This is a genomic window from Myxococcus sp. AM011, assembly GCF_013372595.1.
Taxonomy (GTDB): Bacteria; Myxococcota; Myxococcia; order Myxococcales; family Myxococcaceae; genus Myxococcus; species Myxococcus eversor.
Window position 1 is genome coordinate 1 of sequence record NZ_JABXEM010000070.1, and the last position, 25,513, is coordinate 25,513.

The 25,513-nt window shown below is 70.2% G+C and carries 13 protein-coding genes; 10 read left to right on the forward strand and 3 right to left on the reverse strand.

Features of this window, described 5'->3' with window-relative positions; translation table 11 throughout:
- The 3 genes from HUW62_RS16745 to HUW62_RS16755 all read left to right on the forward strand — a co-directional run.
- Window positions 1–621: D-alanyl-D-alanine carboxypeptidase (locus HUW62_RS16745; protein ID WP_176435024.1), on the forward strand; the 621-nt coding region annotated here is incomplete at its 5' end.
- A 160-nt stretch (window positions 622–781) separates the two neighbouring features.
- Window positions 782–2,959, forward strand: a complete 2,178-nt coding sequence (locus tag HUW62_RS16750; RefSeq protein ID WP_163869368.1) for a prolyl oligopeptidase family protein — start codon at window positions 782–784, stop codon at window positions 2,957–2,959.
- Between the two features lie 137 nt (window positions 2,960–3,096).
- Complete coding sequence (locus HUW62_RS16755; protein WP_163869369.1) at window positions 3,097–4,188, forward strand: D-TA family PLP-dependent enzyme; 1,092 nt, start codon at window positions 3,097–3,099, stop codon at window positions 4,186–4,188.
- 6 nt (window positions 4,189–4,194) lie between these two features.
- Here the strand turns inward: HUW62_RS16755 and HUW62_RS16760 are convergent, their stop codons facing one another.
- On the reverse strand, window positions 4,195–5,196 hold the full coding sequence (locus HUW62_RS16760; protein ID WP_163869370.1) for a hypothetical protein: 1,002 nt from the start codon (window positions 5,194–5,196) through the stop codon (window positions 4,195–4,197).
- Between the two features lie 239 nt (window positions 5,197–5,435).
- Between HUW62_RS16760 and HUW62_RS16765 the strand changes: the two genes are divergently transcribed.
- The 3 genes from HUW62_RS16765 (at window position 5,436) to HUW62_RS16775 (ending at window position 8,594) form a co-directional block, all read left to right on the forward strand.
- Window positions 5,436–6,743 carry a styrene monooxygenase/indole monooxygenase family protein gene (locus HUW62_RS16765; protein ID WP_176435025.1) on the forward strand — a complete coding sequence of 436 codons (1,308 nt, stop codon included), beginning with the start codon at window positions 5,436–5,438 and terminating at the stop codon, window positions 6,741–6,743.
- Between the two features lie 73 nt (window positions 6,744–6,816).
- On the forward strand, window positions 6,817–7,773 hold the full coding sequence (locus HUW62_RS16770; RefSeq protein WP_163869372.1) for a ketopantoate reductase family protein: 957 nt from the start codon (window positions 6,817–6,819) through the stop codon (window positions 7,771–7,773).
- 74 nt (window positions 7,774–7,847) lie between these two features.
- Window positions 7,848–8,594, forward strand: coding sequence for a hypothetical protein (locus HUW62_RS16775; protein WP_163869373.1), 747 nt, complete (start codon window positions 7,848–7,850; stop codon window positions 8,592–8,594).
- Here the strand turns inward: HUW62_RS16775 and HUW62_RS16780 are convergent.
- A complete protein-coding gene (locus tag HUW62_RS16780) occupies window positions 8,583–9,602 on the reverse strand; it encodes a DUF4105 domain-containing protein (protein WP_176435026.1) in 1,020 nt (339 codons plus the stop codon). The genes HUW62_RS16775 and HUW62_RS16780 overlap by 12 nt on opposite strands.
- Before the next feature lie 177 nt (window positions 9,603–9,779).
- Between HUW62_RS16780 and HUW62_RS16785 the strand changes: the two genes are divergently transcribed.
- On the forward strand, window positions 9,780–11,426 hold the full coding sequence (locus tag HUW62_RS16785) for a cyclic peptide export ABC transporter (protein WP_163869375.1): 1,647 nt from the start codon (window positions 9,780–9,782) through the stop codon (window positions 11,424–11,426).
- A gap of 210 nt (window positions 11,427–11,636) precedes the next feature.
- A complete protein-coding gene (gene hppD, locus HUW62_RS16790; RefSeq protein WP_163869376.1) occupies window positions 11,637–12,692 on the forward strand; it encodes a 4-hydroxyphenylpyruvate dioxygenase in 1,056 nt (351 codons plus the stop codon).
- Window positions 12,693–12,721: 29 nt separating this feature from the next.
- On the opposite strand, the gene HUW62_RS16795 is transcribed toward hppD, so the two are convergent.
- Complete coding sequence (locus HUW62_RS16795) at window positions 12,722–14,074, reverse strand: cytochrome P450 (protein WP_176435027.1); 1,353 nt, start codon at window positions 14,072–14,074, stop codon at window positions 12,722–12,724.
- A gap of 378 nt (window positions 14,075–14,452) precedes the next feature.
- Here HUW62_RS16795 and HUW62_RS16800 point away from each other — a divergent pair, with 378 nt between their 5' ends.
- On the forward strand, window positions 14,453–20,926 hold the full coding sequence (locus tag HUW62_RS16800; protein ID WP_176435028.1) for a MupA/Atu3671 family FMN-dependent luciferase-like monooxygenase: 6,474 nt from the start codon (window positions 14,453–14,455) through the stop codon (window positions 20,924–20,926).
- A 7-nt stretch (window positions 20,927–20,933) separates the two neighbouring features.
- Entirely contained in the window at window positions 20,934–25,496 is a 4,563-nt protein-coding gene (locus tag HUW62_RS16805; RefSeq protein WP_176435029.1) for a type I polyketide synthase, read from the forward strand.
- Window positions 25,497–25,513 lie beyond the last annotated feature (17 nt).

The window sequence follows — 25,513 nt, forward strand, 5'->3', positions numbered from 1 at the left end:
GAGACAGCCACCCTGGAGGCCCCCGGCCCCCTGCGTCCGCCCGTGCCGGAGCCGCTCGTGACGCTGGTCAGCCCGCCCCTGTCGGAGCTGGTGAAGGCCACCAACAAGGAGTCCCTCAACCTCTACGCGGAGCGCCTGGGCCTGCGCTTCGCTCGCGAGAGAAGCGGCACGGAGGGCTACGCCACGCTGAGCACCGCGCTCGCGGACGAGCTCACCCGTCGCGGCATCCCCGCTCGCGACTTGCGCCCCGTCGATGGCAGCGGCCTGTCCCGCTACAACCTGGCCACGGCACGAGGCCTGGCGCGCGTGCTCTTCACCAGCCTGCGAGAGCCTTACGGTGACGCGCTGGTGGACAGCCTGCCCGTGGCCGGCGTCGACGGCACGCTGGCCACCCGCCCCGTCACGCCCCTCACCGCGGGCCGCATCCGCGCCAAGACGGGCACGCTCTCCGGCCAGAAGTGCTTCGCGGGCGTGGTGGACCGACCCGGCGACGCCGAGCATCCCCGCGTCGTCTTCGCCCTGATGCTCGGCAACATGGACGAGAGCACCGCCCTCCCCGCCAATGAGGCCTTCGACCGCTTCGCCGCCGCGCTGGTGGAGCTGCCCCTGCGCGCGCCCTGACGTGGGGCGTCCTCGAATTCCCCGGCGGGTTTGACGCACCGCACGCCTGGCGGCAACCCGAGGGAACACCCGTCCCATCACGACATTCCCCTGTCGGGAAGAGCGCCATGGGAGATGGGACGTGGCAGGCTGCGCCCGCTTTCCCATCCTCGAGGTGAACATGAAGCTGACAACCGCAATGGCCGCGGCGGCACTGCTGCTGCCACTCACGTCCCCGGCCGCCGGCAAGGGCGCGTCCAAGCCGCCCGTCACCGAGAAGCAGGAGGTCGTCGACACCTACCACGGCACGGAGGTGAAGGACCCCTACCAGTGGTTGGAGGCCACCGACGACGCGAAGGTGAAGCAGTGGAACGACGGGCAGAACGCCCACACGCGAGCCATCCTGGACAAGCTGCCGGGCCGCGAGGGCATCCGTCAGCGCGTCTCCGAGCTCTTGTCCTGGAAGTCCCCGGGCTACGGGGGACTGACGGAGGCCAACGGCACTCTCGTCGGCATCAAGATGCAGCCGCCCCGGCAGCAGCCGTACGTGGTGGTCATCGGCTCCCCGGACGACACGTCGAAGGAGCGCTCACTGCTGGACCCCATGGTCATCGACCCGTCGGGTCACACCACCATCGACTTCATCGAGCCCACGCTGGACGGCAAGAAGCTGGCGGTGTCGCTGTCGAAGAACGGCACGGAGAGCGGTGACGTCTCCGTCTACGACGTGGCCACGGGCAAGCCGCTGCCGAACGAGGTGGTGCCCCGCGTCAACGGCGGCACGGCGGGCGGTGGGCTCGCGTGGAACGCGGACGGGACGGGCTACTTCTACACCCGCTATCCGCGCGGCGAGGAGCGTCCCGCGGCGGACCGCGACTTCTTCCAGCAGGTGTACTTCCACAAGCTGGGCACGCCCACGGAGCAGGACACGTACGCGCTGGGCAAGGACTTCCCGCGCATCGCCATGACGGAGCTGGAGACGTCGCCCGATGGCAAGTACGTCAAGGCGATGGTCGCCAACGGCGACGGCGGCGAGTTCATGCTGTACCTCCACGGCCCCGACGGGAAGTGGACGCAGGTGACGAAGTTCGCGGACAAGGTCATCCGCGCCCGGTTCGGCCACGACGGCGCCCTCTACCTGCTCAGCCGGCAGGACACGCCGCGCGGCAAGGTGCTGCGCCTGGCGCTGGCCACGCCGACGCTGGACAAGGCCACGGTGCTGCTGCCCGAGGGTGAGGCCAGCGTCCAGGGCTTCTTCCCGACGAAGTCGCGGCTGTATGTGAGCGAGCAGCTCGGCGGCCCGTCGCAGCTGCGCATGGTGGACCTGAAGGGCAAGGACCTGGGCCTGGTCCCCACCCCGCCGGTGTCCTCGGTGGGCGGACTGGTGAGCGCGGGTGGCGACGACATCTACTTCAGCAACTCCAGCTTCGTGCAGCCGCAGGCCTGGTACCGCTTCACCGCCGCGGACGGCAAGGTGACCAAGACGGCCCTGGCCAAGACCTCGCCGCTGGACGTCAGTGACGTGGAGGTGGTGCGCGCCGAGGCCACGTCGAAGGACGGCACCAAGGTCCCCCTCACCATCCTCAAGAAGAAGGGCACGAAGCTCAACGGCAACAACCCCACGCTGCTCACCGGCTACGGCGGCTTCAACATCTCCATCAGCCCGGGCTTCAGCCCGCTGGCGGGCCTGTGGCTGGAGCAGGGCGGCGTCTACGCCATCGCCAACCTGCGCGGCGGTTCGGAGTTCGGCGAGAAGTGGCACGCCGAGGGCTCGCTGACGAAGAAGCAGAACGTCTTCGACGACTTCTACGCCTGCGCGAAGCTGCTGGTGGACCAGAAGTACACGCAGCCCAAGAAGCTGGCCATCCAGGGCGGCAGCAACGGCGGACTGCTGATGGGCGCCGTCGTCACCCAGCACCCGGAGGCGTACGGCGCCGTGGTGGCCCGCGTGGGCCTCTACGACATGCTGCGCTCGGAGCGCACGTCCAACGGCCAGTTCAACGTCACCGAGTACGGCACGGTGAAGGACCCCGAGCAGTTCAAGGCGCTCTTGGCGTACTCGCCCGTCCACAACGTGAAGGACGGCGTGAAGTACCCGCCCGTGCTCTTCACCTCCGGCGCCAATGACCCGCGCGTGGACCCGTTCCACTCGCGGAAGATGGTCGCCCGGATGCAGACGGCCACGTCGGCCAAGAACCCCATCCTCCTGCGCGCCGACGCGGAGACGGGCCACGGCTCCGGCACCCCGCTCAACTCCCGCATCGAGGAGGAGGTGGACGCGTACTCCTTCATCTTCAGCCAGCTCGGCGTGAAGTACCTGCCGCCCGCGAAGAAGGTGGCGGCGCCCAAGCCGCAGTAGCGCGCCGCGCCTTCGCGCTGTCGTGAGGCCCGCCTGGGCCCGGAGGAGATACTCCGGGCTCTCGGCGGGCCTCGTCATGTCGAACGGCGCCCACGGACACCTGGAGCGTCAACGCGCGCGGTGACAGATTGCGCGGCATGGACCTGCTCCCGCTCGAAGCGCTCACGACTCCCGCCGCCCTCGTGGACCTGGACCGCGTGGAGGCCAATCTGAGGCGCGTGGCCGCGTACTCGCGCGAGCACCGCCTGCACTGGCGCCCCCACACGAAGACGCACAAGACCGCGGAGCTCACCGCGCTCCAGCTCGCCGCCGGAGCCGTGGGCGTCACCGTCGCCACCCCGCGCGAAGCCGAGCTCATGGCCACCGTCTCCGATGACGTGCTGCTGGCCTATCCCCCCGTGGGCACAGGCAGGCTCGCGCGGCTCATGGCCCTGCCCCGCGGCACGAGCCTCACGGTGGCGCTCGACTCGGCGGAGGTGCTCGAGGGCTTGATTCGCGCGGCCCATGACGCGGGCCGCACCGTGGGCGTGCTGGTGGAGCTGGACCTGGGCATGCGTCGCGTGGGCGTGCAGACGCCGGCCGACGCCGTGGCCCTGGCCCGTCGAATCAGCGCCATGCCCTCCGTGACGTACCGAGGCGTCATCTTCTATCCGGGCCACGTGCGCGCGCCGGTGGAGCAACAGGAATCCGCGGTGAGGGAGCAGGCCGCGCGGGTGCGTGAGTTCGTGGACGCGCTCGCCGCCGAGGGCCTCCGCCCCGAAGTCGTGAGCGGAGGCTCCACGCCCATGCTGTGGCGCTCACACGAGGTGGAAGGCCTGACGGAGATCCGCCCGGGCATCAACGTGCTGAATGACCGCAACACCGCCGCGCTCGGCGCGTGCGCGTGGAGTGACTGTGCCTTCTCCGTCCTCACGACGGTGGTGAGCACCGCCGTCCCCGGACAGGTGGTGGTCGACGCGGGCTCCAAGGCCCTGGCCAAGGAAGAAGGACTCGCGCCGGCGGGCGGCTACGGCGCCCTGCTGGACAGGCCGGAGCTCGTCGTCCGGAGCGTCTCCGAGGAGCACGGCCTGCTCGACGTCTCCAACACATCCTGGCGTCCCCGCGTGGGAGACCGCCTGCGCGTCGTCCCCAACCACGTCTGCGCCGCCGTCAACCTGCACGAACGGCTGCACGTCCTGCGCGGCGACACCGTGACGGCCAACTGGCCCGTCGCCGCGCGCGGCTGGTAGTCCGCCTCACACCAGCTTGTCGAGCCGCCCCAGCTCCCGCGAGAGCATCGACTCCAGGTCGCGGATGTTGCGGTAGACGATGCACCGGTAGGACGCGACGTCGAAGCGCAGCTCCTTCACGTCGCGGACCAGGAGCAGCGTGGGCCGCCCCTTGCCCCACGCATAGCCGACCTCCAGGTACACGTTGGGGTTGGCCAGCGACAGGTCCGCGATGACGACCTTCGCCGTGTCGATGCGCTCCTTGATGCGCTGGATGATGGGTCCATCGAACACGGCCTGATCCACGCGCTCGCACAACAGCCCCGCCGCATTCACCGGCCCCTGGATGCCGTAGTGGTACGTGTCCTCCAGCTCGGGCGCGAAGGGCATGGCCACGAAGGCATGCGGCTTCGCCATGGACACCGTGCCCGCGCTCGCCATGGACGGCGCCTGCACGAAGGCGCTGTTGCGCCGCACCCGGAAGCCGCCTCCCGGCAACGGCTCCACGCCGGGCGTTCCCCCCAGGCCCCGCTCCAGCGTCTTGCGCAGCCGCAGCGCGCGGCGCATGTCCAGCTCCACCACCGTGAAGCGCTCCAACCCCTTGGGGCCCGTGCCGCGCTGGAAGGCCTCGATGAGCCCGCCCACGAAGGCCAGCACCGCCTCGTCCTCGTCCAGCCCGTAGTTGGGGCCGTGCACCGTGCCCGCCGCGTGCTTCAGGTGGGGCTGCGCCTCCAACGCCTTCAGCGCGCGCAGGGTGAATTGACGAATCTCGTGGTAGCCGAACGCGCCCAGGCGAACCGTGCCCACGAAGAGCGCCAGGGGCGAGGCCAGCGCGCCGCGCGTCTCCAGGAAGCGGTGCTCACCCGGCTGGACCGCCAGTTGCTCGGGCGCCACCCCCGCGGCCGCCAGTCGCCGCGAGGCCTCGCCGGAGGCGCCGTACAGCCTTTGTGCATATTTGAACAAGGCAACGTCTGCCTTCATCTCGGTGACGTCACCCACTTCCAGCACCACGTCGAGAGCCGCGCTCATCCCTCGACTGTAGGGCCGTCGACTGTCCGTACCCAACCCGGAACCCAACGGTCCAATCGCGAACGGGTGCCTGGGGACCCCCATGGTCCTAAGACTCGGGGTATGACCAGTCTAAAGAACTCCATTCGCATTGTGATATGGAGCCTTGCGCACCCCGGAACACCCGGGGAACCCCACATCCCCTGAGGGGCGGTCCTGACTCAAAGTCTTTCAAGTCAGGAAATGTGAAGGAGAGACAGATGGCGAGCATCGGAATCGTCGGCGCCGGCACTGCCGGTCTGCACCTGGGTCTGAAGCTTCTCTCGCAGGGCATTCCCGTCACGCTCTACGCGGAGCAGGAGCCAGACGCCCTTCGCACGGGCCGACTTCTGAACACCGTGACCCACCATGCGCCCACACGCACGCGGGAGCGGGAGCTGTATGTGGACTTCTGGGGCGCGCCCGAGCTGGCGATGAACCGCTGCGCCATCCACGTCCACGGGCCGCACCCGTTCAGCCTGAAGGGGCGGGTGAGCGAGCCCAGCCTGTGCGTGGACTATCGCCTCTATCAGCCCCGGCTCGCGGAGGCCTTCGTGGAGCGGGGCGGCCGGCTGGAGGTGATGCCGGTGGATCTGGCCGCGCTGGAGGGACTGACGCGCCGCCACGCGTTGGTGGTGGTGGCCACCGGGCGAAGCGGACTCAACACGCTGTTTCCGCGCGTGCCGGAGCTGTCGCCGCACGACAAGCCGCCGCGCGTGCTGTTCGCCGCGATGCTCAAGGGCCTGCGGATGCCGGAGCCCTTCGGCATGCACGTCAACCTGGTGCCGGGCCAGGGTGAGGTCTTCGAATCGCAGATCATCACCCGGCACGGCCGCGTTCCCAGCACGCTCATCGAGGCGATTCCTGGCACCGAGCTGGCATCGATGATCTCCCGCAAGCGAGACGACGACCCGGCCGGCTTCGACAAGATGCTGTTGGAACTGATGCGCCGCCACGCGCCCGCGACGTACGAGCGCATCGACCCGACGGAGTTCGGCGTCCGTGGACCGCTGGACTTCCTCCAGGGCGGCTTCACGCCCATGGTGCGCCGCGCCTGGGCCCAGGTGGGCGAGGGCCGCTTCGTGATGACGGTGGGCGACACGCACGTGACGAACGACCCCATCGCGGGCCAGGGCGCCAACGCCGCGTCGGCCTCCGCCTTCACGCTGGCCATCGCCATCCAGGACGCGCTCCTGTCCGAGCGCCCCTTCGACGAGAAGTTCTGCCGCGACACGGAGACGCGGATGTGGGCCGCCGTGGCCCCGGCGACGGACTGGACCAACGCGCTCCTGCAGCCGCCTCCGCCGCACGTCATCGACCTGCTCGTCGCGGGCAGCCGGGACAACCGGGTGGCCGACGCCATCGTCAGCGCCTTCATGATTCCCGAGCGCATCCTCGGCGCCTGCGCCTCGCCGGAGGCCGCCGCGGAGTTCATCGCCCAGGCGGGAACGCCGAGCGCCGAAGTTCTCGCCGCGTCCGGGGCCCTGGGCTGGGACACCGGGGCGCGGATCCGACCGCTGGCGGGCTGAGACATGATTTCAGTGCGAGGCGCCGTCGAAACACTCCTGCGGGAGTGACGGCGCCTCGCTATCCTCGCGAGCCATGCGATTCGCCATCGTCGGTTCGGGTGGAGTGGGCGGCTATTACGGCGCGAGGTTGGTGCGCGCGGGCCATGCGGTGGGCTTCCTCGCGCGCGGCTCGCACTTGAAGGCCATGCGGGAGAAGGGCCTCACCATCCTCAGCCAGGAGGGAGACTTCACCGTCCCTGTCCGCGCCGAGGAGGACGCCGCGCGGCTGGGGCCGGTGGACGTGGTGGTGCTGGCGGTGAAGAACTACGACGTCGCCAGCGTGCTGCCCCAGGTGAAGACGCTGCTCGCCGCGTCGGAGCGTCCCGCGCTCGGAGGCTCCAGCGCGGTGGTCGTCACGCTCCAGAACGGCGTGGACAGCCCCTCCGAGGTGGCGGCCGCCGTGGGCGAGCCCGTCGTCATCGGAGGGACGACCTACGTCTCCACCGCCATCGCCGAGCCCGGCGTCATCCGCCAGGCGGGCACGCTGCACCGGGTGGTGCTGGGGGAGGCCTTCGGGGACATCTCGCGCGTGTCCTCGCGCGTCCAGGCGCTGCGCGAAGTGCTCGCACAGGCGGGGCTCAACACGGAGGCGGTGGCCGACATCCGCGCGCCCCTCTGGGAGAAGCTCGCCTTCCTCGCCACCATGGCCGGCTTCTGTACCGCGGCGCGCTCCTCGATTGGACCCTTGAGAGCAGGCCCCTTCTTCCGGGACGTCTTCCGCGAGGCCGTCGCAGAGGTGCTCCGCGTCGCCGCCGCCGAGGGCGTCTCCACCCCCACGCGTCCCGACGACGTGGTGCGCTTCATGGAGGCGATGGCCCCGGAGATTCGCCCGTCGATGATGGTGGACTTCGATGCGGGCAAGCCGCTGGAGGTCGAGTACCTCCAGGGCACGGTGGCGCGGCGCGGGCATGCGCTCGGCGTCCCCACGCCCGTCATGAGCACCCTGTACTCCGTCCTCCTGCCCCACGCGCGCGGCTCGCGTCAGGGCTGAGCCTGTCCGTCCACCGGCCGAGCGGGCCGAAGGCCTGACGCAATCGCCCGCCGGATTTCGCATAGAGATGAGTGATGAGCGAGCCGAGCCCCCGCCCCACGCCGAGCCCTCCGTCGTCTCCGCCCCTGGGGCGCGTGGCGCTGCATGCCGTCGCCTCCGGGTTGACGCCCCTCATCCCCGTCCCCTTCCTGGATGACTACGCCCTCTTCCAGGTGCGGGAGCAATTGGTCCGCTCGCTCCTGGAGGAGCGAGGGCTGCGCGCGCCGCCCCGGGCCGTGGAGGCGCTCGCGGGCTCCAGCCTGGGTCGGACGATGGGCGGCCGGCTGGTCGGCTACCTCAAGGGGATGATGCTCCTGCCCGTGAAGAAGCTCTTCCGGAAGATCTTCTTCGTGCTCTGGGTGAAGGACTGCGTGGACGTGGCCTCCGTGTCGCTGCACCACGGCTACCTGCTCCACCACGCGCTGGAGCGCGGAGACCTGGACGCGCTGAGCCTCCAGGGCGACAAACCCCAAGCCATCCACGCGGCCATCGTCGCGGCCTGCGCGGAGGTGGACGCGCGGCCCGTCAACCAGGCCCTGCGGCGCCTCTTCGCCAGCAGCCGGATGCTGGTGGCCGAGGCCACGCGCGTGTTCCTCAACCCGAAGAACGCGGGCCCGCGCACGCCCGAGCCGGGAGAGAGCGCGGAGGTGAAGTCGCTGGCGGACCGGCTGCTCGCCCTGCTGTGGGAGGAGCGCGGCTACTTCGCGACGCTGGAGGCGCACTACGTCCGCCACCTGGAAACCGGGCCGGCCCCCGTCCTGAAAGCCGCGTCAGGGAGCTGAGTCGACCGCGCGCGCTTCCGCCTGGCGGATGCGCCGCGAGAAGTCGGGCTGGTTCGCCGCCGCCAGCGCGCGCGGATTGATTCGGTGCCGCGCGCGCACCACGTCCAGCGGCGCGTCCGTCTCGATGAGGCCCAGCTCGTATGCCAGCGCGTCCGAGAACGCCGGCAGCAGCGTGCGGTGGTCATACGGCACCTTCAGCGCGCTCACCTTCTCGAAGTGGCTCACCAGGTTGGTGGTGCAGTTGTTGGTGAGCGAGTTGTAGAACTCCGGCTTCGCGTGCAGCGCGTTCATCCGCGCCACCATGTCCAGGAAGAAGTCGGAGATGCGCTCTTTCGACGCGCTCACCGGATAGAGGTACACCTCGTCGTGCCGGTGGTTGGAGCGCAGCTGCACGAGGTCTCTCTCGTCGCCCACGACATAGACGAGCTCGAACTGACGGAAGAGCCCTCCCACGGCGGAGAACGTCTCCCCCTTCTCTCGGCGCACCTCCACGGAGAAGACGAGGTAGCGGCCATCCGAGAAGCCGAAGCTCACCATGGTGTGCGCGGCGCCATAGAAGCCGGAGAAGGGCTCGACGATGAACCACGCGCCCGTCAGCTCGCGCGCGTCATACGTGGCCGTGTACCAGGAGGCATCCCAGTCCGTGGTGCTCCGGTAGCGGAAGTCGCGCACGTCATGAATCGTCACCCGCGGACCCTCCACGTCCGCGCGAGCCACCCGGACCAGGTCCGGCGCCCAGTCCCGCTCGGTCGACGGCGCCTGGGAATAAGCCCAGACGTGAAGGCCCCCGCACCCCGCGAGAACCCACGCCACCGCGCCCAGGCGCGAGCCGAACCGCCGCCACACGACGAGGGCCACGGCCGCCACGGCCAGCGCACCCGACGCCCTGAGGAGGTGCGCGCCTTCGGGCCCCGCCCCTGTCAAGGCGAGCGCGAGCCCGACCCAGGCGGTCCCCCCGAGAAGCACCAGGGCTGTCAACGCGTCGGGGACGAAGGAGGGCAGTCGCATATCCCCCCAGTATTCCGTGCCCCCGGCCCGCCCGCCAAGGGTGGCGGCACCCTGTCTCGCCTGGCACCATGATAACCCGATAAGCAGCCTGTCCACGGGTATCACTTCGCGCGGCAATGACGTATGAGAGCGGCGAGGGCCCGATTCTCAGGTCCCTCCGGGTCTCCGGGAGCCGTCGTGTCATTGCTCGCCCTGCTCTTCCAGAAGTCCAAACTCCCCATCATCCTCGCGGCGCTCCTGGGCATCCTCACGGGTGCGTGCAGCGCGGCGCTCGTCGCGGTGATGAACCAGACGCTCACGTCCCGGACGGTAGCGGACGCGATGCCGCTGATGCCCTGGTTCGTCGGCCTGGCGGTGGCGGTGCTGGTGCTGCGAATCGTGTCGCAGATGCAGCTGAGCTCCATGCAGCAGGTGGCGCTGCTGGACCTCCGGCTGTCGCTGTGCCGGCGCATGCTGGCGGCCCCGCTGCGGAAGCTGGAGGACGCCGGCTCGCACAAGCTGCTGGCCGCGCTGACGGAGGACATCGCCGTCATCAACAGCACCATCTCCGTCATCCCCGGCGTCATCATCTGCCTGGCGACGCTCGTGGGCTGCCTCGTCTACCTGGCGTGGCTGTCCGGGCCGCTCCTGATGATGATCCTCGCGGTCATCGCGGTGGTGATGGCGAGCGTCGCCATTCCGAACCGCTACGCGTACTCGCAGTTCTTCAAGCGGCGCGAGAGCCACGACGCCCTGTACTCCAGCTTCAGGACGCTCATCGACGGCGCCAAGGAGCTGCAGCTCCACCACGCGCGCAGCGAGGACTTCTTCGCCAAGGAGCTCAAGCCGACGGCCGAGGAGGTCTCCCGCGTCTCCCTTTCGACGAACAACCTCTTCATCGTCACCGGGAGCTGGGGCGGCTTCATGGTGATGGCCGTCATCGCCGTCATCCTCTTCGGCGTGCCCCGGTTCCAGACGGTGGAGATGTCCACGCTGGCCGCGTACGCGCTGGTGGTGCTGTATCTGCAACAGCCGCTCGACGGCCTGTTGAATCAGTGGCCAGCCCTGTCTCGCAGCCACGTGGCGATGAAGAAGCTGGAGAAGCTGGGCCTGTCGCTGGAGGACCCGGAGCCCCCCGCCGCCGATGGCGCGGTGCCGACGAAGTTCGAGCGAATCGAGCTGGCGGACGTCACCCACACCTACTACCGCGAGCAGGACGGCGCGAGCTTCACGCTGGGCCCCATCAACACGACGATGCACCGGGGCCAGCTCGTCTTCCTCGTGGGCGGCAATGGCAGCGGCAAGACGACGCTGGCCAAGCTGTTCACCGGCCTCTACGCGCCGGAGAAGGGCGAGCTGCGCGTGGACGGCGTCCCCATCACCGCGTCCAATCGCCGCGCCTACCGGCAGCTCTTCTCCTCTGTCTTCTTCGACTTCCACCTCTTCGAGCGCATGCTCGGCCTGGACCACCCCGGGCTCGAGGAGAAGGCTCGCGGCTACCTGTCCCGGCTCCAGTTGGAGCGCAAGGTGAAGGTGGAGGACGGCAAGCTGTCCACCGTGTCGCTCTCCCAGGGACAGCGAAAGCGCCTGGCCCTGCTGACGTCATTCCTGGAGGACCGCCCCATCTACGTCTTCGACGAGTGGGCCGCGGACCAGGACCCCATCTTCCGGGAGCTGTTCTACCGGGAGATGCTCCCCGCGCTGAAGAACCAGGGGAAGCTCGTCTTCGTCATCAGCCACGATGACCGCTACTTCCACCTGGCCGACCACCTGCTCAAGCTCGAGTCAGGGCAGCTCGTCTCCACGCAAGACGCCGCACCCGCGCCCACCGCCGTCTCGGCGTGAGCAACGAGTGGCATATCACCGCACACGCTCTCTGGGCGTGAGCCTCGGGTGATACACCGTCCGCCCTCGGAGATGTCGCACTGAGTGGTTTACGGCGATTATCCATGATAATTGGCTATTGCAACGAAGCAACCGTGTGGCGCTCCCATCAGGCTGGCCTGGAATAGCCCAGCCCATTGAATCGAGGTTCTCCGAGTGGAGTTCACACGCGTGGATCATGCCGAGCTTTTCGTGGGCGACGCGGCGCTCTCCGCCTACTTCTTCTGTCACGCGTTCGGCTTCCGGATGGTGGCCAGCGGCGGACCGGAGACGGGGTTGGCGGGCCGTCGCTCCTTCGTGCTCGAGCAGGGAGACGCGCGGCTGGTCGTCACCTCCGCGCTGGGCGCCGGCGGAGAAGTGGCCGCGTACGTACGGACTCACGGCGATGGCGTGCGCGACATCGCGCTGGCGACGCCGGACGTGCACAAGGCCTTTCGCGAGGCGGTGAGCCGGGGCGCCCGCGGGGTGTCCGAGCCCTTCGTCCACGAAGCCAATGGCCAGCGCGTGGTCAAGGCCACCATCTCCGGACCCGGCACTTGGGTGCACTCGCTCATCCAGCGTGACACTCCGTCAGGCGCGTTCCTCCCGGGAGCGTATCTGCCGGTGGACGCGGGGCCCTCGGGAGCGGCGCTGTTCTCCGGAGTGGACCACCTCGCCTTCGCGCTGGAGCGGGGCCAGTTGCTCGACACGGTGGGCTTCTACGTGGACGTGCTCGGCTTCGAGCAGACCCACCAGGAGGACGTGCGCACCGAGTACAGCGGCATGAGCTCCCGAGTGGTGCAGGCCGCGAAGGGCCGGGTGTGCTTCCCGCTGCAGGAGCCCGTCTCCGGCGCGCGACGGGGGCAGCTCGAGGACTTCATCGACGCCCACGGCGGCGCGGGCGTGCAGCACCTGGCCTTCCTCGCGGACGACATCTCCCGCGCGGTGGACGGGCTCACCCAGCGCGGAGTGAAGCTGCTCGACGCGCCCCGGGGGTACTACGAAGGGCTGGAGACACGCCTGGGCTCGCTGGGCCCGTTCCGGCGAGAGCTGCTCCAGGAGCGCAACATCCTGATGGACCGGGACGCCTGGGGCGTGCTGTTGCAGGTCTTCACCCGCTCCCAGCACGCGCGGCGCACCCTCTTCTTCGAGGTCATCCAGCGCCAGCAGGCCCGGGGCTTCGGAGGCGCCAACATCCAGGCGCTCTACGCGGCGAAGGAACAGGAAGCGGCGCGCGCGGCGGGCTGAATCTCGCCCGCCGCGGGCATGACGTCACGTCACTTCCGGGGCTCCAGCGTCATCGGCAGCCCGCCGTGGGGCAACAGGGAGATGCCTGGATAGATGTTCACCTTCCGCCCGGGAATGGCGCGGAGGCGGTAGCGCTGGGAGACCATCGCCAGCACGAGCGCGCCGAACATCAGCGACAGGTTGTTGCCGATGCAGATGTGCTGGCCCGCGCCGAACGGCAGGTAGGCGAACTTGTGGCGCGCGCCGCGCGGCTCGGGGGCGAAGCGGTCCGGGTCGAACTTCTCCGGCGACGGCCAGAACTCCGGATGCCGGTGCAGCACGTAGGGGATGGCCATGACCACCGAGCCCGGCGCCACGGGGTAGCCGCCCAGCGTGTCCGCCTCCTTGGCCACTCGCGGAAGGCGCCAGGCCGTGGGATACAGGCGGAGCGTCTCCTCGAACACCTGGGTGGCGTAGCGCAGGCGCGGCAGGTCCTCCAGCGTCGGCGCCCTTCCTCCGAGCACCGCCGCGCTCTCCGACGCCAGCTTGTCGGCGATTTCGGGATGGGTCGACAGCAGGTGCCACGCCCACGAAAGCGCGGCTCCCGGGCCCTCGTTGCCGGAGAAGAGGTTCATGAACTCGTCACGAAGCTCCTTGTCCGTCATGCCCTCGCCGGTGTCGCGGTCCTTCGCGGCCACCATCATGGACATGATGTCGTCCTCGGGGCCGCCTTCCTTGCGCCGGGCGATGACCTCCTTCGCCTTGCGGTTGAGCTGGCGCAGCGTGGCGAAGAAGTCCGCCCACTTCTTCTTGTAGATGGGCAGCCGCTCCAGCTTCAGGAGCCGGTACAGAAGCGAGCCGCGGTCGTTCATCGTCCACATCATCCGGCGGATGGCCTCCGCCATCGGCTCGTCGGGCTCTTCTGAATACAGCGCCCGCGTCGTCATCCGCAGCGAGAGCACCCCCATCTCCTCCGCGATGTCGAACCGCCGCCCCGGCTTGTCCGCCACCTCCCAGTGGTTCAGCTTTCGCTGGATGAGGTCCACCATGCCCGCCAGCAGGCCGGTCAGCCGCTCCCTGTGGAAGGCGGGCTGCACGAGCCTCCGCTGCCGCCTCCAGTAGTTCCCCTCGCTCACGAAGAGCCCGTTGCCCAGGAAGGGGTCATCCACCAGCTCCGGCTTGGAGTAGTTGGGGGCGTTTTCCGTGAGGAAATAACGGACGTGGTCCGGATGACTCACCATGTAGGTCGCGTGGGCGCCCAACCGGAAGCGGACCACGTCGCCGTGCGCCCTGAAACCATCGACGAAGAGACCCAATGGGTCGGTCTCATGTCGCAGGATGTTGCCCCAGATGGGAAGCCCCCGGGGACCCGGGGGGTACGACGAAACTTGAGTCGAAGCCATGCGGTCTCGCGAGCGAAGCGTACCAGTTTATCAGAAGTGCCTGACCCCCTGACAAACCAAGGAGTTAGCGCCGTTCGAGGCTGACTAGACATTCCAGATAAAACAAGGGATGAAGCCAGAGGGCATGCTTCACCTCCGACCTAATTTTCCTCGTTCACGGCTCCCGGTACCGGTGCCGTGCCCCCGTGCGGTAGCGGGTTCCTCGCGGCAGACCGGGGGGAGCACCGCGGCCGCGCCCCTCGCGAGGCGGATTGTCGAATCCGCCCGCTGTTGAGGGTCGAGGACTTCACCAGCCAACTGGACTGAAGCGGTCCCAGGAGCGGCCTACTCCTCGGGCCCGCGGAACCCACTTCGCGAGCCGTCCGCCTGGGAGCAGGGATGAAACAGCGCAACGAGCCGTCACCGGGTGACTTCCCCCACCTCGTGGATCTGCTGTGCCACCGCGCGCAGACACAGGGTGATTCGCTGCTGTATCGCTTCCTGGAATCGGGCGATGTCGACGGCCCCACCGAGGAGTGGAGCTACGCGCGGCTGGACACGCGCGCCAGGGCGCTGGGCGCGCTGCTGGAAGCCTCGGGGGCTCGGGGGCAGCGTGCGCTGCTGCTGTATGCGCCCGGCATGGAATTCGTCGCGGGCTTCATGGGCTGTCTCTACGGCGGCGTGGTGGCGGTCCCCTGTTACCCGCCAGATCCAACGCGCCTGGAGCGCACCCTGCCCCGCCTGCGCGCCATCGCCCAGGACTGCGGCGCGCGTTACGTGCTCACCACCAGCTTCATCCTGGAGATGTCGGAGCTGTTCACGCCCCAGGCGCCGGAGCTGGCGGAGCTGAAGTGGCTGGCCAGTGACGCGGTGCCGGAGGCTCAGGCCGCGGACTGGCGCCGTCCTGATTTGGAGGGCGGCACGCTGGCGTTCCTCCAGTACACGTCAGGCTCCACGGGTAATCCCAAGGGGGTGATGGTGAGCCACGCCAACATCCTCCACAACGAGGCACTCATCTCCCGAGGGTTCGGGCTGGATGCGTCGCGCTCGTCGGGGATGGGCTGGCTGCCCATGTTCCACGACATGGGGCTCATCGGAAAAGTGCTGCAGCCGATGTACCTCGGCTTCCCCTGTACGCTGATGTCGCCCATCTCCTTCCTGCAGCGCCCGCTGCGGTGGCTGGAGGCCATCTCCCACTTCCAGGCGACGTGCAGCGGCGGGCCCAACTTCGCCTACGACTTGTGCGTGAGGAAGGCGACCGATGAGGACCGGGCGAAGCTGAAGCTGGGGAGCTGGGAGCTGGCCTTCAACGGCGCGGAGCCGGTGCGGCGCGAGACGCTGGAGCGCTTCGCCGACGCCTTCGCTCCCTGTGGCTTCAAGAGCACGTCGTTCTATCCCTGCTACGGCCTGGCGGAGGCCACGCTCATCGTCACGGGTGGCACGCAGGGCGAGCCCGTCGTGCACGGTCGCTTCACCGCGGAGGCGCTGGAGCAGGGCCGCGCGGAGGCTCCGACCGAGGCCACCGACAACGCGCGCGTGCGCACGCTGGTGGGCGCGGGAATCAGTGCCCCTGACCAGCGGGTTCTGATCGTCCATCCCGAGACGCGCGAGCCGCTGGGCGCGAATGCCGTGGGCGAGGTGTGGGTGTCGGGTCCGAGCGTGGCGCAGGGGTACTGGTCACGGCCCGAGGAGACGGCGCACGCCTTCGGGGCGCGGCTGGCCTCGGGCGAAGGTCCGTTCCTGCGCACCGGAGACCTGGCCTTCCTGTCGCCCGAAGGGCAGCTCTTCGTCACCGGCCGGCTCAAGGACCTGCTCATCATCCGGGGCCGCAACCTGTACCCCCAGGATTTGGAGCTGGAGGCGGAGCGCGCGCACCGCGCCATTCGCGCCGGTTGCTGCGCGGCCTTCAGCGTGGACGTGGAGGGCGAGGAGAAGCTGGTGCTCGCGGCCGAGGTGGACATCCGCGACGGCTTCGACGCCTCCGCGGTCGTCTCAGCCGTGCGTCGCGCGTGCGCCGAGCAGCACGCGGTCCACGCGCATGGCGTGGTGCTGCTCGTGGCGCGCAGCATCCCCAAGACGTCCAGCGGGAAGATTCAGCGCCGGGCGACGAAGGCGGCCTATCTGGCGGGCGAGCTGGAAGTCGTCGAGGCCTCCGTGACGGAGCCCGAGGCGATTGAAGTGCCCGCGGCGCCGACGCGTCCCCTGAAGGAGACGCTCGCGCTGGCGGCCGAGTCGGAGCGCGCCGCGCACGTCCAGGACTACCTGCGCTATGCGGTAGCGCGCACGCTGCGCATGGACGCCGCGAAGCTGCCGGGCCACACGGAGCTGGCGAGCCTGGGACTCGACTCGCTGATGGTGCTGGAGCTGCACGGCCAGTTGGAGTCGGAGCTGGGCGTGGCCCTGCCCGCCGCCTTCCTCTGGATGAGCCCGACGCTGGACGCCGCCGCCGCGAAGCTGCTGGAGGCGTGGCAGGGCATCCGGCCGGAGACCTCGCTTGTCGCGCCGCCGCTCACCGCGGGGCCTCGCGAGGGTGAGCTGCCCTTGTCGTCGGGCCAGCTCCGCCTGTGGTTCCTGGACCGGCTGGTGCCGGACAGCGCGCTCTACAACCTCCACTTCCAGTTGCGGCTCACCGGCCCCCTGGACGCGGAGGCCCTGGGGCGCAGCCTGGACGCGCTGCTGGCGCGGCACCCCACGCTGAGCGCGGGCTTCCCCGAGGTGGACGGACAGCCGCGCCTGGTGACACGCGCGCCCGCGCCGCTGGCGCTTCCCCGCTTCGACCTGCGCGCGCTGGAGTCCGAGGCCCGCGCCGCGGAGCTGCGGCGGCTGTCGCTGGAGCAGTCGCGCGAGCCCTTCCGCCTGTCCGAGGGCCCCTCCGTGCGCGCCTCGCTGGTGGCCCTGGGTGAGCACGAGCACGTGCTGCTGATGACCCAGCACCACATCGCCACGGATGGCTGGTCCATCGGCGTGCTGGCGCGTGAGCTGGCGGCGCTGTACCGGGCACAGGTCTCCGGAACAGGCGCCGAGCTGCCGCTCCCCACCCTCCAGTACACGGACTTCGCGCGGTGGCAGCAGGGCCTGGGCGCGCGGCTCGACGGGCAGCGGGCGTATTGGGGCAAGCAGCTCGCGGGCCTGTCGCGCCTGGAGCTGCCCACCGACTTCCCCCGTCCCCGGGAGCCGGGCTTCCAGGGCGCTCTGCACCGGCTCACGCTGGAGCGTTCGCTGGTGGAGTCGCTGCGCGCGCTGGGGCGTCGCGAGGGCTGCACGCTCTTCGTCACGCTGACGGCGGCATGGACGGCGCTCCTGCACCGCTACAGCGGCCAGGAAGACTTCGGCGTGGGCACCGTGGTGGCGAACCGCGAGCGCCCTGAGCTGCGCGACGTCGTGGGCTTCTTCGCGCACACGCTCGTGCTGCGGGCGAACGTGTCGGGGCAGCCGTCCTTCCGCGAGCTGCTCGCGCGGACTCGGCAGACCTTCCACGAGGCGCTGTCCCACGCGGACCTCCCCTTCGAGGAAGTCGTCGGCGCGGCGCGGGCTCCTCGCGGTGGCGCGGACAACCCGCTGTTCCAGACGGCGCTGTTGCTGGAGGCGTTGCCTCCCACGGACCTGACGGTGCCGGGCATGCAGTGGCAGCCGGTGTTGCCGGTGCCGGACGGCGCGGTGGAGGGCACGTCGAAGTTCGACCTCCAGCTGTCGCTCGCGGAGACGGCGGACGGCCTCACCGGTGCGCTCGAGTACCGCACGGACCTCTTCACGGCCGCCACCGTGGCGCGCCTGGCGAAGCACCTGGAGACGCTGCTGCGCGCGGCGGTGGACACGTCCGAGACGCGGGTGGAGGACCTGCCCCTGCTCGACGCCGTGGAGACGCGGCGGCTGCTGGTGGACTGGAACGAGCTGACGCCTTCGGCCCCCGAGGACGCGGCGGCGTGCATCCACGCGCAGTTCCGCGCCCAGGCGGCGAAGACGCCCGACGCCGTGGCCGTGGTGGGTGACGACGCGGCGCTCACGTACGCGGAGCTGGACGCGCGCTCCAACGCGCTGGCGTGGCACATGCGGACGCTGGGCGTGGGGCCCGAGGTGCGGGTGGGCCTGTGCCTGGAGCGCTCGGCGGCCATGGTCGTCGCGATGATGGGCGTGCTCAAGGCGGGCGGCGCCTACGTGCCGCTGGACCCGGACTATCCCCGCGAGCGCCTGGCGTACATGCTCGAGGACTCGGGCGCGACGGTGCTGCTCACGGAGACGCACCTGGAAGGCACCGTGCCCGCGGGACGCGCTCGCGTCGTTCCGCTGGAGAGCGTGGCGCTGACGGCCGGCGCGGGGCGCGATGCGCCTCCTCCTTCCGGCATGGGCCCGGCGAACCTCGCGTACGTCATCTACACGTCCGGCTCCACGGGGCGCCCCAAGGGCGTCATGGTGCCCCATGGCGGCGTGGCCAACTTCTTCACCGCGATGGATGCGCGCATCGGCGACCAGCCCGCGGGCGCGTGGCTGGCCGTCACCAGCGTCTCCTTCGACATCTCCGTGCTGGAGCTGCTGTGGACGCTCACGCGCGGCTTCAAGGTGGTGGTGCAGGGCGACGGCGCGTCAATCAAAGCGCCCGCGCGCGCCTCCGCGTCGAAGCGCAAGCCGATGGAGATGAGCCTCTTCTACTTCGCGGATGACGCGGAGGCGGCGTCGGGAGACCGCTACCGGTTGCTGCTGGAGGGCGCGAAGTTCGCGGACCGCCATGGCTTCGCGGCGGTGTGGACGCCGGAGCGCCACTTCCACGCCTTCGGCGGCCTGTACCCCAGCCCCTCTGTCGCGAGCGCTGCCATCGCCGCGGTGACGGAGCGCGTGGCCATCCGCGCCGGCAGCGTCGTGTTGCCCCTGCACCACCCGGTCCGCGTGGCCGAGGAATGGGCGCTGGTGGACAACATCTCCCGAGGCCGAGTGGGCATCTCCGTCGCCTCCGGCTGGCACGCGAACGACTTCGTCTTCGCGCCCGAGCGCTACGAGAAGCGCCGCGAGCTGATGCTGGAGGGACTGGAGACGGTGCGTCGCCTCTGGCGCGGTGAGACGCTGCGCATGACGGGCGGCGCGGGCGCGCAGGTGGACGTGACGCTGCGGCCCCGCCCGGTGCAGAAGGAGCTGCCGGTGTGGCTCACGGCGGCGGGCAACCCGGAGACGTTCCTCACCGCGGGCAAGCTGGGCTGCCACGTCCTCACCCACCTGCTGGGACAGACGTGGGAGGACCTGGAGAAGAAGCTGGTCCTCTACCGTGACGCCTGGCGCGCCGCGGGCCACGCGGGTGACGGCCACGTCACGCTGATGCTCCACACCTTCATCGGCGAGGACGCCGCCCAGGTGCGCTCGGTGGTGGAGAAGCCCTTCCGCGACTACCTGCGCAGCTCCGCGGACCTGATGCGAGGCCTGGGGCAGACGCTGGGCGTGGACCTGAACACGGCGACCGAGGCGGATCTGGATCGGCTGGCGGCGCAGGCGTTCGAGCGTTACTTCGAGACGAGCGGCTTGTTCGGCACCCCGCGCTCCGTGCGTGAGCAGATGGAGCGGCTGCGTTCGCTGGGCGTGGACGAGGTGGGCTGCCTCATCGACTTCGGAATCCCCGCGGACACCGTGCTGGCCAGCCTGCCCCTGCTCCTCGAGGTGAAGCTCCAGGCGGACCGCGAGGGCCGTCGCTCCGGCACCGCGCGCTCCATTCCGCTCAACCTGCGCGAGCACGCCGTCACGCACCTGCAATGCACGCCGTCGCTGGCGCGCGCGCTGATGGCCGAGCCCGAGTCCACCGAGGCGGTGGGCGGGCTGCACCGGCTGATGGTCGGCGGCGAGGCCCTCCCCTCCTCCCTCGGCGCATCGCTGCGGCAGGTGCTGGGCGAGGGCTCGCGGCTGCTCAACATGTACGGCCCCACGGAGACGACCATCTGGTCGTCCACGCACGACGTGCGCGACGAGTCCGCGCCGGTGGTTTCCATCGGCACGCCGTTCCTGAGGACGCAGTTCTACCTGCTCGACGCGCGGATGCGCCCGGTGCCGGTGGGCGTGCCCGGGGAGTTGTTCATCGGTGGCGCGGGCGTGGTGCGCGGCTACCTGGCGCGTCCGGAGCTGACGGCGGAGCGCTTCCTGCCGGACCCGTTCTCCCGCGAGCCGGGCGCGCGGCTGTACCGCACGGGCGACAGGGCGCGCTGGCGCGAAGACGGCACGGTGGAGTTCCTGGGCCGCGTGGACCACCAGCTCAAGGTGCGTGGCTTCCGCATCGAGGCGGGTGAAATCGAGGCGGTGCTCAGCGCCAGGCCGGAGGTGCGCGAAGCCGTCGTGGTGGCCCGCGAGGACACGCCGGGCGACGTGCGACTGGTGGCGTATGTGGTGCAGCGTGACGGCCACGCCATCGACGCGGCCGCGCTGCGCGACGCGGTGGCGCAGCGACTGCCCGAGCACATGGTGCCGTCGCTGGTGGTGGAGCTGCCGGCGCTGCCCCTCACGCCCAACGGCAAGGTGGACCGCAAGGCCCTGCCCGCGCCCACGGCGACGCGGGCCTCGCGCGCGGCCTTCGTGGCGCCGCAGGGCCAGTTGGAGCAGCAGATCTCCGACATCTGGAAGGAAGTGCTCAAGGTCGAGCAGGTCGGCGTGAACGACAACTTCTTCGACCTGGGTGGCCACTCGCTCCTGATGGTGCAGGTGCACACCCGACTCAAGGCGGTGCTCGGTGGGGAGCTGCCGCTGCTCAAGCTGTTGGAGCATCCCACCGTCAGCGCGCTCGCCCGTTTCGTGCGTCAGGGAACTCCGGCCGGGGCTTCCTCGGTGGAGACGGCGCAGGACCGGGCGAAGCGTCAGCTGGAGAGTCTGAAGCGGCAACAGCAACGGGCACGGAAACAGGGGTAGGACCATCATGGGGCAACAGCGGGAGTACCAGGGGGACGTGGGGCTGGCGGTGGCCATCGTCGGCATGGCCGTGCGCGTTCCTGGTGCCGAGGACGTGGACGCGTTCTGGCGCCTGCTGCGCGAAGGCGTGGAAGGCATCACCTTCTTCTCCGACGACGCGCTCAAGTCGCTGGGTGTTGACCCTGCGTTCCTGGCCAACCCCCACTTCGTCCGCGCGGCGCCGGTGCTGGAGCGACCGGCCCGCTTCGACGCGGGCTTCTTCGGCTACGCCCCTCGCGAGGCGGAGCTGTTGGACCCCCAGCACCGCGTCTTCCTGGAGTGTGTCTGGAAGGCGCTGGAGAACGCGGGCTATGCGCCGGGGCGAATCCCCGGAACGACGGGCCTCTACGCGGGCTCCAGCCTCAGCAGCTACCTGCTCTTCAACCTGCTCTCACGCGCGGAGTTCCAGCAGGCCGAGGACACCTTCCCGGCCATGGTGGCCAACGACAAGGACTTCCTCGCCACGCGCGTGGCCTATCACCTGGACTTCAAGGGCCCGGCGCTGACGGTGCAGACGGGTTGCTCCACGTCGCTGGTGGCCACGCACCTCGCCTGCCAGTCGCTGCTCGGCTACCAGTGTGACGTGGCGCTCGCGGGTGGCGTGTCCGTGCACATGCCGCAGCGCACCGGCTACCACTACCAGGAAGGTGGCATCACCTCTCCGGACGGCCACTGCCGCGCGTTCGACGCGAAGGGCCAGGGCACGCTCTTCGGCAGCGGCGCGGGCGTGGTGGTGCTCAAGCGCCTGGAGGACGCGCTCAACGACGGCGACACCATCCACGCCGTCATCCGCGCATCCGCCATCAACAACGACGGCGCGATGAAGGTCGGCTTCACCGCGCCCGGCGTGGAGGGCCAGGTGGAGGTCATCGCCCGGGCCCAGGCCATCGCGGAGGTGGCGCCGGACTCCATCGGCTACGTGGAGGCGCACGGCACCGCCACGCCGCTCGGAGACCCCATCGAGGTGCAGGCGCTCGACACCGTGTTCCGCGCCGGCACCGACAAGCGTGGGTTCTGCGGGCTCGGCTCGGTGAAGACGAACGTGGGTCACCTGGACGCGGCCGCGGGCGTGACGGGGCTGGTGAAGACGGTGCTCTCGCTGGAGCACGGGGAGCTGCCGCCCAGCCTGAACTACGAGGCGCCCAACCCGCGCATCGACTTCGCCAACAGCCCCTTCTACGTCAACACCGCGCTCAAGGCCTGGCCCGAGGGCGCCACGCCGCGCCGCGCGGGCGTCAGCTCGTTCGGCATCGGCGGCACCAACGCGCACGTCATCCTGGAGGAGGCTCCGTTCGTCCGGCCGGGAGACTCGGCGCGCGCGTGGCAGCTCCTGGTGCTCTCCGCCCGGACGCAGACGGCGCTGGAGAAGCAGACCACCTCCCTTCTGGAGCACTTGAAGACGCACCCCGAGCAGTCGCTCGCGGACGTCGCCTGGACGCTGCAGATGGGCCGCAAGGCGCTGGACCTCCGGCGCGTGCTGGTGTGCCGCGACCGCGACGACGCCGTGCGCGTGCTGGAGACGAGGGACCCGCAGCGGCTGTTCACGCTCGCGCCCGGCTCCGCCACGACGTCGGCGGTCTTCATGTTCCCCGGCGGCGGCGCGCAGTACCCGGACATGGGCCGGGGCCTCTACGACGCGGAGCCCGCGTTCCGCGAAGCGGTGGACCAGTGCTTCGCGCTCTTGCGCCCCCGGCTGGGCTTCGACCTGAAGCCCGTCATGTACCCGGACGCGGCCAATGCGGCGAACGCGAGCCAGCGTCTCAAGCGGACTTCGCTGGCGCTGCCCGCGCTGTTCACCGTCGAGTACGCGCTGGCGCGCCTCTGGGAGTCGTGGGGCGTGAAGCCCGAGGCCGTCATCGGCCACAGCCTGGGTGAGTACACGGCGGCCTGCCTCGCGGGCGTGTTCTCGCTGGAGGACGCGCTGGCGCTGGTGGTGCTGCGCGGCAAGCTCTTCGAGGAGCTGCCCGGTGGCGGCATGCTCAGCGTGCCCCTGCCTGAGTCCGAGGTGCGGCCCCTGCTTGGGGAGACGCTGTCCCTGGCGGCGGTGAACGGGCCCTCGCAGTGCGCGGTCGCCGGCACGGTGGAGGCCGTCGAGGCCCTGGCGGCGGAGCTGACTCGCCGCGAGGTGGAGTTCCGTCACATCCCCATCGACGTGGCGGCGCACTCGCATCTGGTGTCGCCGATTCTCGCGCGCTTCCAGGAGTTCATCGGGACGCTCCAGCGCAACGCGCCCACCCTGCCGTTGATGTCCAACGTCACCGGCACGTGGATGACGCCCGAGGAAGCGACGGACCCGGCGTACTGGACGCGTCACCTGCGGCAGACGGTGCGCTTTGGCGACGGCATCCGCACGCTGGCGGAGACTCCCCACCGCGTGTACCTGGAGGTCGGCCCTGGCCGCACGCTGAGCACGCTCGCGCGACTCCAGCTCACCGGCCCCCAGGCGCCTCCCGTCCTCCCTTCGCTGCGCCATCCGCAGGACCCGGTGCCCGACGAGGAGCTGCTCACCGCCACGCTCGGCAAGCTCTGGGCGGCGGGAATCGACGTCGACTGGAACGGCGTGCGCGGCGAGAAGCGGCGCCTGCGCGTTCCCCTGCCCACCTATCCCTTCGAGGGACAGGACTACTGGCTCGCGCCTGAAGCGCCCTCCACGCAGCGACGAGGCGCGACGCGCAAGACGACGGACGTCGGCGGCTGGTTCTACGTGCCCTCGTGGAAGCGCGCGCCGTTGCCCCTGCCTCGCGCGGGCGCCAGCACGACACGCGACTGGGTCGTGTTCCTGGATGCGGGCGGCGTCGGCGAGTCCCTGGCCACGCGACTGGAGAGCGCCGGTCACCGCGTGGCGCGTGTGTCGCGCGGCGCTCGGCTCCAGGAGCTGGGCGAGTACCACTTCAGCATGGACCCCGTGGACACGCAGGAGCCCTCGTTCCTGCTGCTGGCCCTGAAGGCGAAGGACTTCAAGGTGGAGCGCATCGTCCACCTGTGGAGCCTGGATGGACTCGACGGCGCCGAGCACGAGTCGGCCGAGTCGCGCTTCGAGCAACTGCAAGAGCGCGGATTCCATCCCCTGCTGCGGCTCACGCGCGCGCTGGCGGAGGAGTCCCTGCCCGGCCCCGTGGAGCTGACGGTGGTGGGACGCGGGGCGTTTGACGTGGAGAGCACGGACGAAGTCATTCCCGAGCACGCCACCCTGCCCGCGCTGTGCAAGGTGATTCCCCAGGAGCACGACACCCTGGCCTGCCGTTACGTGGACCTGGGCCATGGCGGCGTGTCGACGGCCGCGAACGCCCTGCTGCGCGAGCTCACCTCCGACACGAAGGAGCCCGTGGTCGCCTGGCGCGGGACGCACCGGCTGGCGCAGACGCATGAGCCGCTGCGGCTGGAGCAGGATGCCCTGGCGGCGCAGCCCTTCAAGGCCCGGGGCGTGTACCTCATCACCGGTGGCCTGGGTGGCGTCGGCCTGCTGCTCGCGCGGTACCTGGCGAGCGCCCATCAAGCCCGGCTCATCCTGGTGAGCCGCGCGGGGTTGGAGGTGGACCCGGGCGGCCACAAGCAGCGCGCGGTGCGTGAGCTGGAAGCGGCGGGCGCGGAGGTGCTGGTGGTCCGCGCCGACGTGGCGGACGAGTCACGGCTGAGCCTGGCGCTCGCGGAGGCGGACGTTCGCTTCGGCGCGGTGGACGGAGTGATTCACGCGGCGGGCCTCGCGGGTGAAGGCGCGGTGGCGCTGCTCTCCGGACTGGACGCCGCCGCTTGCGCTCCCCACTTCCGGGCGAAGGTCCATGGCACCTACGCGCTGGAGCGCGCGCTGACGGGCCGGTCGCTGGACTTCGTGCTGCTGGTGTCCTCCAACGCGGCGGTGCTCGGAGGCTTGGGGCTCGCGGCGTATGGCGCGGCGAATGCGTTCCTGGATGCCTTCGCCGTCTCTCGCTCGCGCGAGGGGTCGACGCGGTGGCTGAGCACCAACTGGGACGGCTGGCCCGGCATGGACGAGGTGACGCGCGAGGTCCGCACGAGCATCGACGTGTTCGCCATGTCTCCGACCGAGGCGGTGGAGGCCTTCCGCCGCGTGGTGGAATCCCCTTTGAGCGGACAGGTGGTGGTGTCCACCGGCGACCTCGTGTCACGCGTCGCGCGGTGGGTGCGGGGAGAGGGCGCGGGGAAGCAGGCGGACGCGGCGGGTGGCGCGACGCATGAGCGGCCCCAGCTCGGCACCGAGTACGTGGCGCCGACGGATGACGTGGAGCTGGCGCTGGCGAAGGTGTGGCAGGAGCAGCTCGGACTGGCGCAACTGGGCATCCACGACAACTTCTTCGACCTCGGTGGCAACTCGCTGCTGTGGCTCAAGATTGTCGGTCGCCTGAAGCGTGAGCTGGGACGCGACGTTCCCCTCACCTCCGTGTTCGAGGCGCCCACCGTGGCCGCGCTGGCGAAGCGGCTGGGGAGTCTGCCGGCTCCGGAGGATGCCCCCACCTTCGAGGCGAGTCAGAACCGGGGAGCCCAGCGCAGGGAGCGGCGCAGTCGCCGTGAGTAGAGCAGCGAAGGAGCGGA